Source organism: Thermococcus sp. (genome assembly GCF_027052235.1).
Classification (GTDB): domain Archaea; phylum Methanobacteriota_B; class Thermococci; order Thermococcales; family Thermococcaceae; genus Thermococcus.
The window spans coordinates 53959-68662 of sequence record NZ_JALUFF010000084.1 but is presented as its reverse complement, the minus strand read 5'-3'; the positions used below and the strand labels follow the sequence as shown (position 1 = coordinate 68662).

General features: G+C 56.7%; 4 protein-coding genes. 2 read left to right on the top strand and 2 right to left on the bottom strand.

Annotated elements, in window-relative coordinates; genetic code table 11:
* The first annotated feature begins 18 nt into the window (after positions 1 to 18).
* A complete protein-coding gene (locus MVC73_RS10795; RefSeq protein ID WP_297510933.1) occupies positions 19 to 8457 on the top strand; it encodes a PGF-pre-PGF domain-containing protein in 8439 nt (2812 codons plus the stop codon).
* Positions 8458 to 8471: 14 nt separating this feature from the next.
* Here the strand turns inward: MVC73_RS10795 and dapA are convergent, their stop codons facing one another.
* Positions 8472 to 9389, bottom strand: a complete 918-nt coding sequence (dapA, locus tag MVC73_RS10790; RefSeq protein WP_297510931.1) for a 4-hydroxy-tetrahydrodipicolinate synthase — start codon at positions 9387 to 9389, stop codon at positions 8472 to 8474.
* Positions 9390 to 9745: 356 nt separating this feature from the next.
* Here dapA and MVC73_RS10785 point away from each other — a divergent pair, with 356 nt between their 5' ends.
* The gene (locus tag MVC73_RS10785) at positions 9746 to 10507 is read left to right on the top strand and encodes a molybdopterin-binding protein (RefSeq protein WP_297510964.1); all 762 of its coding nucleotides are present in this window, start codon (positions 9746 to 9748) and stop codon (positions 10505 to 10507) included.
* Here MVC73_RS10785 and MVC73_RS10780 read toward each other — a convergent pair.
* A complete protein-coding gene (locus tag MVC73_RS10780; RefSeq protein ID WP_297510928.1) occupies positions 10504 to 14673 on the bottom strand; it encodes a DEAD/DEAH box helicase in 4170 nt (1389 codons plus the stop codon). The two genes, MVC73_RS10785 and MVC73_RS10780, sit on opposite strands and share 4 nt — an antisense overlap.
* Positions 14674 to 14704 lie beyond the last annotated feature (31 nt).

The following is a 14704-nucleotide window of genomic DNA, read 5'->3' as shown; positions in this document are numbered from 1 at the left end:
GTCACTGGGAATGATGTGGTGACCTTCAAGCTGCTCTCGGATGAGGAGCTGGCCGATGCGACGCTCTACCTTGACGGTCGGGCCCATCCGATGTCCGGGGAAGGGACGGAGTGGACGCTGGAGCTAAACCTCCCCGATGGGGCTCACACGTTCCATGCGGAGTTCCACGACTTAGCGGGGAACTTCAACCGCACGGAGGAGAGGACGTTTACCGTTGACACAACGTCCCCAGCGCTGAGCTTTGTTCCACCAACCCCTGAGAACGGCTCCCTGATAGCGTCTCACACCATCGAGGTGGTTCTCAACGCGAGCGAGAACCTCAGCTTTGCACTCGTTGAGCTGGACGGCGTAAACCACACCATGAACGGCACTGGGACGGAGTGGACTGCGGAACTCTCCCTTGGCGGTGATGGACTTCACAGGATAAGGGCCTATGGTAAAGACCTGGCAGGAAACTCTGGTAAAAGTTCTGAGGTTGTCTTTGAGAGCGACACGTTAAGTCCCGAGATAGTCTGGGTTCGCGAGAACAACCTGACCGTAATCGGCCGTACTCGGGGAGGGGAAGTGCTAAAGGCGGAGAGAAAGGCGAACGCGTCCATTGAGTTCAACGTAACCGAAGCACATCCCGGGGGTTACAATGTCTACCTGAACCCGGAGCCCGGGCGTTTAAACCGCCCGATATGGAGCAACTCCTACCGGAGCGGTGTCCCCTTCGGATTTTCTGTTATTACCCGCGAGGTGGGAAACGGCACTTACGTTGTGGTAATCTCCGACAGGGCGGGCAACTCGGTGGCGAGAACCTACGTTATCAGGGTCGTTGACACAACTCCGCCGGGAGAAGTTGAGAACCTGAGCGTGGAAACCAACAGTTCGGGCTTTACCGCGAGGTGGAGGAACCCGGATGATGACGACTTCCAGAGGGTTGAGCTCTACCTCGACCCAGAGCCGGAGGAGAAAGGGAAGGAACTCGATTGGGAGGGCGCGCTGGTGGCGAACCTAACGGGGGAGCCCGGAGAAGCGATGAATTTTTCGACCTCCCTTCCGCATGGACGCCACACCCTCTACTTCAGAACCTTCGACAGGTATGGGAACGGTGGAAACCTCACGAGAGTGGGCTTTACGGTTCCCCTTCCCGGGTTTGGGCTCACGTACGTGCCCCCAACCCCCGAAAACGGAAGCGTCTTGGAGCCAGAGGTTGGGAGAGTATCCATAGAGATAGTCTCCACGGTTCAGCTCAGGGCCTGCACCCTCAACTGGAACGGTCAAGAGCTTCCCATGAACCTCTCGGGAGAGAGGTGCGATGCGGAGCTGACAGTTATCCCTGGGGGAGATTACAGCTTCTCGGTGGAGGCCACTGACGTTTACTGGAGAACCCGCACGGCTCCCGAGAGGAGCTTCTCTGTTGAGGGAACGTGCTTTGGGAAGGACACCTCCCTTGGAATCGAGCCACTCAACGACCCGAAAAGCCTTGTCTTCCCCGTTAGCTTTACCTTCAACACGACGAGCCTTGCAGAGCTCTACACCTACCACCTCAAAGCGGGCGACGTTGACATCAGCGGAAACGTCACTCCAGCCTTTGAAGTAGTGGGAGTGAGGGAAGTGAAGAAGGAAGAGGGGCCCTTCACGTACACGGAAAGAATTTACACCCTTCGGGGCACCTTTACCATCGACCTCTGGGGGTTGAGGGAGTATCTCGGGAAATACGCCGGGGAAGGCGGAATAGAGGCCTGGCTGAGCATTGGGGCGACGGATCACTGTGGAAGAGAGGTCGGCGATGAGAGGGCCTTCGCCCTCTGCAAGAACGCGGAGGGGCCCAAACTCAACGCCCAGCTCGGGGATTTCTACTACCGTGGAGAGGACGTCATCCTGACGACGAACGGGAGCGAAAACGTCAGGGCCTTCTACTACTCGGTCAACGGAACATGGATAGAGTTCAACGGGACCACGAACCTCAGGGGGATTCTCAAGCCGGGAGAGAACACAGTTGAAGTGAAAGCGGTCTCACCCTGCGGTACGGAAGATAGCGAAACCTTCCGGGTCTTCATCGGGCCTCCGAGGAGCGGAGACTGGATCGTTAACACGACGGAAACGTGCCTCAACCGCGAGTTCTCCGTCAGGGGGAGCATAATAGTCAAAAACACGGGAAGCCTGACACTGAGGGGCTGTAAGGTTCACGTACTTGGCTGGAACGTCGGCGTAAACGGGACGCTGAATGCCTTCGAGGGTTCGCTGATAGAGGGCATTTCCCTGAACCTCCTTGGGGGAGGAAACCTGACCGTGAGGAACTCTGAAGTCGCAGGTGTTGACGGAGGCGTATTCAGCGGAAACGCTTCCTTCGCAGGCTCTCACCTCGTGGGGAGCTTCAACTTCAGTTCCGCAACGGTCTCGGTCGTTGACAGCGACGTTGAAGGCGGCATAATAGCGAGCGGAAGTCTGGACGTGAGTGGAAGCGTCTTCCACGGCGGGAGCGGGCTTGAATACATCAGACCCCACTGGAACTCGCCCGGAAGTCTAACCATCGTCAACAGCACCTTCAGGAACAACGAGAGGGGGCTGAGCTTCGTCGGCACCTTTACGGACTGGAGCTGGAACGTGAAGAACCTGCTCGTGGAGAACAACCGCGACTGCGGGGTCTACCTCGAGGAGACCAATGGACAGTACAGCCAGCAGACGCTCAGGAACGTGACGGTGAGGCACAACGGAATTGGCGTCTGCATGAAGGGCGGAGGTATGAGGCTGGATAACTCGGCGATATACTCCAACGGCGAGAGGAACTTCGACCTCGACCTGAACAGGGGATGGATGTTCCTGAGCAATTCCGTCGTCAACGGCAGCGAGTACGCCTTCATAGCTAGAAACGTCGGCGGGATAGAGACCTGGAACACCAACGTGAGCGGGAGCGTTTCGCCCTATCCAACCTACTTCATCCTCCACGTTGACGAGGGGAAGAAGGTCGCAGTGACCAGTGGAAAAGCGGGGGACTTCTACGCCTACGTTGACGGGGAACTGCTCATAAGGGGCTACACCATTGAGAAGGGCAGGATAGAGGTGCACACCAACGGGACGCTCCAGATCGAGGACACCGACGGCATTCCTGCAACCGACCCCCTCGACAGGGACGCGAGCGTGCTCAGGAACGTTACTATGGAGGGTCTGGGCAACGCGGGCATCGTCGTGCTGAACTCAAAGCTTGAGAACAGCCACGTGGAGGGCAGTTCCAGGGACACCCTCGTGAAGGGGTGTCTGGTCGACGGTGGGGGCCTCGCCTTCAACACCCCCCTCCACTGGGACGGCAGGAGCACCGAGAGCCTTGAGATGGTGATGGGGAACACTTCTGAGTGGCTCTACTCGACGGAGGAACCACCAGGGAACTGGATTTACACGACCTCCGAAGATGGAATGAGCGCAGGGGCGGAGCCATTCTACGCGAACGCCTACAAGTCCCACTTCACCACAGGAACTGAAATCGGGGAGTTCACCGACCTCTACCTCAAGAGGGTGATAACCCTCGATAAACTGCCCGTGCAGGCGTGGCTGAACTACTACGCGGTAAGCGGCGTCGAGATATACGTCAACGGCAGGAAGGTGGTCGACAAGCTCGACCACGAGGCCCAGCTCTCCTACACCTACGGCTGGGGTGGCGGGAGGATAACCGCCCACCCACTAATGGAGCTTGTTGACATAGCCGGCTATTTGAGGTCGGGCGAGAACGTCATAGCCGTTCATGTGAGAAGCCCGAACCGCTACCCCTACCTCGACCTCGGGGCCTTCAAGGCGACCCTCTTCGTCGTCAAGGGGATGGCGGGGTTAACCGACAGCGTCGTGAACGCACCCGTCTACGGCGGCGCCGCGAGGCTCATCATAGCGAGGAACAGGATAAATGGGAACATCACGAACAAGTGGTACTCAAGGGTGAGGATAAGCGACTCAACCGTTCATGGGAGCGTCAAAGCCAGCGGCAGGCTCGAAATCCTGAGGAGCAACGTTACCGGGGACGGAACTGGCAGGGGAGTGTGGGCGAACGACATCTTCGACGTCCTCGTCAACGAAAGCTCCATCAGAGGCTTCGGCGAGGGGACGCACTTCAACCCGATGGGCTCAACCGGCTCTCTGGAGGTGTACTCAAGCTCCATAGAGAACAACGGGGTTGGACTGTGGGTTTACAACGCGACGGTCGATGTTAGGGGCAACTACCTCATGCGGAACGGCATGGGCATGGTGCTCGACAAGACTGCCGGAGTGGTCAGGAACAACCTCGTCGCGGGCAACGGCGGCGGAATAGAGGTCCACGCCTCCAGCCCCGGAATCCTCCGCATAGACCACAACACGATAACGGGCGGAGAAACGGGAGTTTCCTTCCGCTACGGCAACGGAGGGCGCGTGATGCTCTCGAACAACCTCATACAGGACAACGACGTCGGGGTACTCTTCAACGGAAGCGCCTCGGTGGCGATGGAGAACAACTCCCTCATCAACGAGAGAGGGGTCCACGTAATAAGGAATCCAAGCCCGATGAGCATGTGGAACACCGACTGGGGCGGGCACGTGCCCGTGAAGGTCGAGGGATACACCGGGGGTGTGATGTACACCGCCAACGGCGAGGAGAGCGAGAACTACGACATCCTCTGCGACGTCGGGAGCCTGAGCCCCGGGAACACCAGCGAGACCGGCCCCGACTGGGGTTCGAGCTTGCTCGGGGCCTTCCTCAACGTTTACCCGCTCGATAAGGGAATGGCCAAAGGCGTCATCACCCTCGCCGGAAGCGCCCGGTCGAGGAGCAGGATAGTCAGCGTGAACTACACTCTGATATACAACGGCACGGAGAAGCTCATCGGGAGCGCCTCACCGAACACCACCAGATACAGCGACTTCATCACCCTCGACACTGTTGCGGAGAACCTCACGGGCTTCGGCTTCCTCAGGTTTACCGCCCAGAACGCGGAGGGAACGAAGGTCAGCGCGGTCAGGAGGGTCTACTTCGGGAACGCCGAGATAAAGATAGACGACGTCTCTGTGAACCATCCGACGGCGCTCTACGTTTACAGGCGCTACCACGAGGGGGACTCCCGGGCGAGCATCCCCTACGACGAGCGCTTCGCCAACGTCACGGTAATGCTCTGGAACTCCGGCGACCTCATGGGCGTGGCGAGGATAGAGCTCGTCCTGCCGCACTACATCGAGAGGCACACCGGAAGGGTGAGCATGCTCGTGGCCGTTCCAGCCGGGATGCGCGGAAAGTTCCACGCGCTGATTCCGATAACCGTCTACGACTTCCTGAAGCTGAAGTGGGACCCTATGCCCGATGAATTGCCCGCGAACCACAGGATACCGATGTACATAAGGGTCTACGACACCGACGGGGTTCTGAGGGACGAGAGGAGAGTAGAGATAAGCTTCGACCTCGGGCCTGTCTTCAAGATTGAAGAGTACAGGCCCCATGTGTACACCCGCGCCTGGTGTCATGCATTCCCGAAGAAATGCCACGTCAAGAACTACGGGGACAGACCACAAACCTACGACGGCGATGGAGACGGGGATCTTGAAGCCGCCGAGAGCCACCACTTCGACCTCCTGCTGCGCAACGTCGGCGACGGGAGCGCGTACATAGAGGGGGTGGGCGTCAGGGAGCACATCCCCGAGCTCAACCCCCGCATGGACTACAAGTACATGAAGTTCAACTCCATCTCCATATGGGATGGCAAGAACAACGTTTACACTATTGACGCGAACTCAAACAACATCACCGGCCTAGTCAGACCCGGCAAGCTGAAGTGGATATACAGGGCATGGATGCCCTGGTGGTTCGACCATCCCCCCGAGTACATACCGCCCGTGAACTTCTCGGGCAACTACATGACGACTGTCAGGGTGACCTACAGGACCTACGAGAACGGCCGGAAGTCCGGCTGGATTTACACGACCTTCTCGATAAACTACAAGGAGACACCAGTTAAGGCCCTCAACAAGACCTTCGTGCCCTTCACGGAGATGGTCGGCCCCGTTCAGGTCGACGTGGTGGGAATAAACGGGAACAAGACCTACATGAGGCTCAAGAACACGAACGACAACGTCTACTACAGCTACTACGCCGAAGGTGACTACGACCTGAACCCCGAGGGCTACCTCTGGTACCACGTCATTCCTCCCGGCTTCGAGTTCAAGGCGATAGCCGACCACAGCAGGGAGCCGGGGACGGTGATACCGCACTACAGCGTCACCGTTGGCGTCGAGTACTCGCTCCTCTTCAACGAGCTTCAGCTGGTCGCGATAGGGGCGGAGGGAGCGCTCAAGGTGTTGGATATAGACGTGCCCGTGGAGACGATAGTGATGGGCCTCACGAAGGCGGCCCTCAAGATAACCAACATCGTTGAGAACATAGACTTCCCGGACGACGAGACGATAGAGGAGTACTCGAATAGCAGCTCGGCCCCACAGGTCAACTCGATGCTGATCAGCGACAACACGACGATAGTGCCGCTCACCCTCGACGACTTCGCGCGCTGGGAGAAGGACTACGGGATGACGAAGGACTACTACTACAACCTCACGCACATCACCGAAATCCCGATGGACGCAAAGATAAGCGTCATGACGAGACTCGCCAAGGCGATAATCACGGACGAGGATTTACAGACCCTCCTCATCGAGACCATCCTTGAGGTGGTCGACAACGACGTGGCCAACGAGATATACAAGGGCATAAAGACGGCCCAGAACGGCGGTCCAACTCCGGAGGATGAGCTGAACGCGAACCTCGACGAGATGAAGGAGCAGATCAAGGAGATGCTCGTTGACTACCTCAAGGAGCAGATAAAGAAGCAGAAGTCCTTCCAGGAGCTTGACCCGAAGGAGCAGAAGAAGGCGCTCGATAAGTCGGGAAAGAGCATAGCTGCCGCGATAACGACCTTCGAGAAGATGGGCGAGTGGGCGTTCTACAACGTCTACGCCATCCTCACCCAGCCGACACCGATGAGCATACAGGTACTCGACCCGCCGGCCAACTACACGGTGGAGGCTGAGAAACTGGACACGGCGATAGTCCTCGGCGGCGAGAGCGGAAGCCTCGACGGCTGGGGCAACGTGAGCCTGACCCTTGGCAACCCGGACGTTTACAGCGCGGAATACATAGTCCCAACGCCGGCGACGCGCGTTGGACCACTCTTCAACGGCACCTTTGAGGCCATGAGGCTTGAGATAAGCGGCAGCGGAAACGGTACCATAGAGGGGAGCCTGAGGATGGAGATAAGACCCGACCCGAGGAACGCCTCGATGGTCTTCGCCCTCTTCAGGAACGAGGAGTTCGCAAGGGCGTTCATAAGCCCGTACATGGCGAAAATCGAGTCCTTCAGCTCGAAGATAGAGAACGGCACGGTGGTGATAACTGCCGCCGGCGAGCTTGCGGCCCTGCCCGAGGACAGGGAAGTGGAGATAAACATGAGCGTCGGGAGGCTTTTCACGAACGCGACCATAGTCCGGAGAGGCAACTACAGGGGCGCGATAGAGCTGAAACCGGCCTTCGGCATCGACCCGTCAAAGGTTCAGACCTCTGTGGGAGGCGCCGGAGCACTGACCGGGCGGACAAGGGACGGGAGCCTCGTTGTGGTGAGCACTGAAAACGGGACGCCCGGGCTTCCAGAGATAACCGTGAACCCAACGACGCTCTACACGGGAGGGGCAGTATTCATCGGGACATCAAAGCCCTGTCCGATTGAGTGGTCTCTAGCAAACTTCAGCGGGAGCGGGCTGACCGTTAGGACGGAGGGCTTAAAGCCCGGCAACTACACCCTCACCGTCACCTGCTCCTACGGAAACATCAGCGTTGAGAGAAACTTCAGCGTCAGTCTCCTCAAGAAACCGGTGGTTGAAAAGAAAGCCTCTGGGGAAATCGTCTCCGGCAAAGGCAACGAGTGGGTGAGGGTAATAACCAACACAGACCTCTACCGCGTCTACTTCCTTCCGGAGGGGCCGGTTGACGGCATGCTGGCCGTCTACGAGAAGCCGGGGGAGGTTGAGGGCTACACTGTCTACGCCCTCTTCAACGTAACCCACCCGGAGAACTGGTCGATAAGAGATGTAACCCTGCGCTTCCGCGTCCCCAAGGAGTGGCTGAAGGAGAACAACGTTAGTCCCGAAGAAGTTCTCCTGCTCCGCCATTCGGGAGAGTGGGAGGAGTTCAGACCGCTCGTGGAGGGCGAGGATTTGAGGTACGTCTACTACAAGGCCAGCGTTCCGGGGCTTTCCCTCTTCGCGGTGGCGGTGAAGGTGGAGACCCAGACCCCGCCAAGCGGCAACCAGACGGGTGAGACCACTACACCAAGCCCGACGGAGACGCAGGGGACGAGCACGACAGGAAACCAGGCAACGCAAACCCCCTCAGGAAGAGCAAACTGGCCCTACTACGCCCTCATCGGGGCTTTGATAGTGCTCATCGCCGCCTACCTCTACAGGAGGCGCTGAGCTGGCTTTTTTCTTTAGCTTTTCACTTCATCTGAACCGGGAGTCTCAGAGAGCCCCGCCTCCCTGAGGGCTCTTTCTATATCCCCGAGCGCCTTCTCATCGAGGGGCAGAGATGGAAGTCTGGGTTTTCCGGCTTTCAGCCCTCTCATAGCCATCGCGGACTTTATCGCACTTATCTGGTTGTACCTCTTCACGACTACCTCGTTTATCAGGTTGACGCGGAGCTGAAGTTCTCTGGCTTTTCTGTGGTTTCCTTCCCTGAAGGCCCCCCAGAGTTCGGCGCAGAGCTCAGGGGCGACGTTGGCAACGGCAACCACCGCCCCGGGGGCTCCTAACATCCACGAAGGATACATTACGTCGGCGGTTCCAGCTAGAACGGTAAACCTGTCCCCAAGACGCCTCACGAGCTCGGTAATCCTTCCCATGCTCCCGCCCGAGTCTTTTATACCGATTATGTTGGAATGCTCGTTAGCGAGACGCTCGATGACGTCGATGGGGATGTTTATCCCCGTGAACTTGGGGACGTTGTAGAGGAGTATCTCGCCGTCGAGCCTCTCCGCTAGGATCGAGTAGTGGGCGAAGAGCTCTTCGCTGGAAGGCTTGAAGTAGTAGGGCGGGCCGATGAGGAGGGCATCGGCTCCAAGGTCGAGGAGCGCTTTGCCGAGCCTGATTGTCTCCTTCGTTGAGTTTTCAGTTGCCCCCGCAACAACGGGAACCCTGCCGTTTGCCTCGTTCAAAACAGTCTCAACCACCTTAAGCTTCTCCCCAAAGCTCAGGTAAGGGAACTCACCGTTGCTCCCGAGGGAAACGAGGCCGTTTAGACCTGCGTTGATAACGTAATTCACGAGTTCTCTGAGAGCTGGCTCATCTATCTCCTCTTTCCCGTCGAAGGGTGTGACGTGAGGGACGAAGACTCCTTCCAGCATAGGCATCGGAGGAAGTAAGCGGGAGGGAAGTTAAGGTTTGTGCCGGCGGGACGTGGTGGAGAGAGGATAATGTTTGTCAATCGAAAGGACGAGCGGGCCTTCTTGAGTCCCTCTACTCCTCGGGCAAAAAAGAAGTTCTGATGGGGAGTCGGGAAGACCGAGCTCGTGAGGCGTCTTGGGGGTAAGCCCTCCGTTTATTTTCTGGCCGATATGGCGGGCTGAAGCTCAACGCGGGGCGGTTTTACACCGAGTTCGCAACAAAGAATACCCTCCGTTTCTCCTCTCTCATCCTTATTTGGGCATCCTCTCCACGAGGGCAACCCTTTTATCGGCTGGTTCCGATGATTCTGGCGGTGAGAAACATGTTCGCCGAGATACTGACGGTGGGCGATGAGCTCTTAACCGGCCACACCGTCGACAGCAACTCCGCCTTCATAGGAAAGAAGCTGACCGAGAGGGGCTACTGGGTGAGGAGGAAAACTACCGTCGGCGACGACGTTGGGGAGATAGAGGGCGCAGTGAGGGAAATACTCGCGAGAAAACCTGAGGTTCTCGTCATAAGCGGCGGTCTCGGCCCGACCCACGACGATGTAACAATGCTCGCCGTTGCAAGGGCCCTTGACCGGGAGCTCGTTCTCTGCAGGGAATGCCTTGAGAAAATCAAGGCCTTCTACGAGCGCCTTTACAGGGAGGGCTACATAGACGACCCGGAGTTGAACGAGGGGAGAAGGAAGATGGCCTACCTCCCCGAGGGAGCCGAACCGCTTGAGAACAGCGAAGGCGCGGCCCCGGGGGCTTACATCGAGGCCGGCGGAACCAAGGTCTTCGTCCTCCCCGGAATGCCGAGGGAGATGAAGGCGATGCTTGAGAGGGAAGTCCTTCCGAGGCTTGGAGAGCGGAAGTTCGTCCAGAAAAAGTTTCTGGCGGAGATAACCGATGAGAGCAAGCTCGCGCCCATTCTCACCGAAGCCGTGGAGAGATTTAAGGTGAGGATACACTCCTCGCCCAAGGGCTTCGGAAAGTTCATCGGAGTTATAATCTTCGCCGAGAGCGAGGAAGTTGCCGAGAAGGTCAGGGAATTCATAGAGGGCAGGGGCGTGAAGCTTGAGGAGATGAAGATTTAGGCCTCGCCTATCATCGCCATTATCTTCCTGTGGAGGCGCTTTATCATCTCCCTCCTGTCCTCCATGAGAACCACGTCACTCGCCCCTATAGCCTCAAGGTTGAAGGCGAAGGGGCTCGGGATTGCATGCCTCTCAACGACCACCTTAACTTTCCCTTCTCTAACCCAGCTCAGGAAGAGCTCCGCGTTCTCAACGTCCATTTTGTCCTCCATTATCTCGCGGTAGACCTCCCTCAGCAGGGGAAAGTCTGGATAGTTTTCCTTCAGGACTTTAAGTAAGGAAACCGCCATAACCTGCTGTCTTCCAAGCCTCTTGCTCCTCCCGACATACCTCCTCAGTATGAGCAGTCCACGGTTGGCCACGTGCCTGAAGCGCCTCTTCAAGAGCTCGGTGTTGTCTAAAGCCCTCTTGAGAACCTCGCGGAGGTCTTCAATCATGAACAGCTCCTTTATCTCATCCTCCGAGAGCCTTGCTTCCTTCGGAACCCTGAGGAGGAAGCCGTTGTCGTTTATGGCTACGCCAACGTTACAGCCCTTCCACCTGCTTATCGCGTAGGCGAAGGCCCTGCTCAGGGCGTCGTTGGCGCGCCTTCCAATAAGGGTGTGGAAGAAGTACTCCCAGGTTTCTTCCTTCTCGACCTCCTCAACCAGAACGGTCTCATCGTCGGGAACGGTTGAATACCTCGCCTGCTCACGGAAGTAGGCGATGATGGCCCTCGCCGCCCTCTCATCTATTCCATACTTCCGCATCAGCCTCCTAACTGCGTCCTTTCTGTTCATGAGGCCCTTAACCTCTCTCCTAAACCTCTGTATGTCGAGGGCAAGGTCAAAGCTGAGCGGGAGCATCTCAGAGAACCACGCTGGAATGGTCGGCTTCGCCCCTTCGCGGGGAACGACGTATATTTTGTTTCCCCTGCTCTTAACGAACTCGTAGGTTCTCCCGGCCAAGACGAATATGTCGCCGGGCATTAACCGTTCGGCGAACTCCTCCTCAACGGTTCCGATCATCTTCTTGTCCATTGTATAAACGCGGATTTTCGCTTCGTCGGGAATCGTTCCGACGTTCATGTAGTATATCGCCCTAGTCATCTTGCCACGCCTTCCGAAGCGACCGTCTTCGAGCCATATCTTGGCGTAGACCTTCCTGTCTTCCAAACCCGCGTATTCTCCAGCCAAATAGCGGAGGACGCTCATGAAGTCCTCAAAGGGTAAATCGCGGTAGGGATAGGCTCTCCTGACGACGCGGTAGGCCTCTTCAACCTCCCAAACTTTGTTGAGCGCCATGCCGAGGAGGTGTTGAACGAGAACGTCGAGCGGGTTCTTCGGTATCTTGACCCTGTCGAGCCTCCTGTTCCGGGCGTTGTGCGCTAAAACGGTAACCTCGACGAGGTCGTCTCTGTCGAGGGCTATTATCACACCCTTGCTGACCTCGTGGAGCCTGTGGCCCGCCCTCCCAATCCTCTGCAAGGCTCGATTAACGCTCTTTGGCGAACCGATGAGAACAACCAGATCTATTGTACCGATGTCAATCCCTAACTCCAAGCTGGTAGAGCTGTTTTTTGAGACGAAGCCGTTCACGACATAGTTTCCTGTCTCGGAGTTTATTACTCCGTAGGCGTAATCAATGTAAGCGGGTTCGAGTGATGCTATCCTATCAAAGAATACGTCACCCTCGGCGAGTTTTCTCAGTTCCTGAATATCCCTTATGGCCTCACGCATTCCTTTATCTTTTGCCTCTTTTTCGTACACCTCAAGGAGCTTTAGGAGGTTTCTCCTGCTGATTTCTCGCGTCCCGAGCTCAACTTTTATTGGGTTGTAGAGTCCCATCTTCTGAAGGCGGTAGGAGCTTATCCCAAGCCTCTTCCGGAGTTTTCTCAAGCGCTTCCCGATTCCAGGAATAACGTCGAGGTTTGAGTACCCTTCAGAGTAGAGTTCCTCCCAGTTGGAGAGATCGCTCCTCCAGGGTCGTATCTTCTCGAAGAACCGTCCGAGGTACTCCCCTCCTATGACGGCCACTGTATAAGAGATTCCTTTCTTCGCAATTTCTCTGCCCCTGAAACGCTGAACCTCATCGTAATCCCTAGCTCTGATGGAAGATACTATTCCGAGCTGAAGGAGCACGTCTCTAATCCCCTCTGCGAAGTCCCTGTTGAACGTCGAAAAGCCCGCCGAATAGATCCGCCCATCCTTGACCTCAAGGTAGCCGTCTCCGTCGAAGTAACCTGCCAAGAACTCCCTCTTGTGCTCCTTGGGAAGGACATAAACTATTGAGGGAAAAACTCCCCTCTTTGACTTCCTCCCCGTGTTCCCCGTTAGGGTCTTGAAAATCCTTGGAAGCAGGACAAAGGGAATCTCAAGCGCCCACGTGCTTTCGTTCTGCTTCCTTATAATCCCCTCGACGCCGAATTCTACTTTACTCAGCACCCCGTACTTTTCGAGCATTCTCCTGTCAGTCGAGAACAGGGTCAGAGTCCCGCTTTTCCACGAGCCATCGGCCATCCAGAAGCCCAGCAGTCTGGCCATCCCGGGGGTGAATGTGGGAGGTAGGGTGTAACGATCCTTGTCGGAGGTTATTCTCTCAACGTCTTCTCCACCTATCTCAAGCCCCGCATCCCTTAGAAGGGCTTTCAACCTGCTCCATCTGAAGGGATAAACGCCGTTGAGTTGCTTGGTGAGGTAAGAGGCACCCCACCCTCTGTGGCGCGCATAGGCCCTAATCGAGCCAAACTTTGCCCGTATCGAGAGTTTAAGCTCCTGAAGAAAGCCCTTCTTGAGGTGGAGGTAAGCTGAATCGGGAAGGACTTCAAAAATCGAAACTTCCCTCTCCGGACTTGGAAGCCTCCTAACTACAGCGACGTAGTCCCCTTCTCTAAGCTCTCCAGCCTGAACCCACTTGAGCTCTCCATCTCTCACGGTGAGGAACCTGTGCTCCCTAGTTGCCACTACCTCAAAGCCAAGCCGGGTTTTAATCCTGAGGCCTTCGCGGTTGTAGGGGACTCTATGTGGCTCCTTGAATTTCACGAACTTCGTCCTGAGGGAGTCTACCCCGGTAATTCCCGAGGCGTCTAACTCCCTAATCTCAACGGGGCCTCCCTCGGTTAGAATCTTCGAGTCTCCGGAGACGCAAACTACGGCCTTAAGCTCCCCACGCTTCAGCTTCTCCTCGACATCGAGGCGAACCTCTCTGGAAAGGCTGGAGTGGTGGGCCTCTATCAACCCCTCAAACTCCGGATAGCGCTTCTTCAGGTTGAAAGCGACTCTCTCGGCACCACTCCTCGTGTTGGTGAAGATGAGCGTCGTTCTGTGATTCCTTATGAGCTCAGCCAAGCGGGAGTAGAGGGCGTCGCTCAGAACGTTCGCCGGGGTGTAAATCAAATCTTCAACGACGCTCTCGACCTTTATCTCGGTCTGCTTGGCAAAGCTCACATCGACTATAAGGCCGGGCCTCGGGTTTCCTTCGTCGTCAAAGCCGAAGATGAACTTGGCTATCTCCTCAAGGGGGTGTATCGTCGCGCTCAGGCCTATCCTCACGAAGTCATTATCGGCCATCTCCTGGAGTCTTTCAACGCTTAACGCGAGGTGTGAACCGCGCTTGTTCTCAGCTAAAGCGTGAACCTCGTCTATTATGAGGTACTTCACCGTCTTCAGCCTCTCGCGGAACTTGGGGGCGTTTAAAGCTATCGCCAGGCTCTCGGGAGTGGTTATGAGTATGTGCGGCGGCTTCCTCACCATCTTGCTCTTCTCGTAGCTTGAGGTGTCGCTCGTCCTTATGCCGACGCGGATTTCGGGCAACTCGTAGCCGAGCTCTTTAGCGACTTCCTTAATCTCTGCTAAAGGCCCTTCGAGGTTGCGCTTTATGTCGTTGTTGAGCGCTCTAAGGGGAGAGACGTAGAGAACGTAGATTTTGTCCTCAAGCTTCCCCTCCTTTCCGAGCAAAATCAGCTCGTTTATCGCTGAGAGGAAAGCGGACAAAGTTTTTCCTGAACCTGTGGGGGAAGAAATCAGCACGTTCTCGCCTTTGTGTATCTCCAGAACGGCGTAGCGCTGGGGAGGGGTGAAGGTTCCGAACTTTCGTCTAAACCACTCCCTAACCGGCTCGCTGAGGATGGAGAATATCTCCTCGTCGGTGTACTCCCTCTCGGCCCATCTTATCCTCTCTTCTCCCATCGCGCCATCGTTTCCCTTTCGGTTTTTAAAC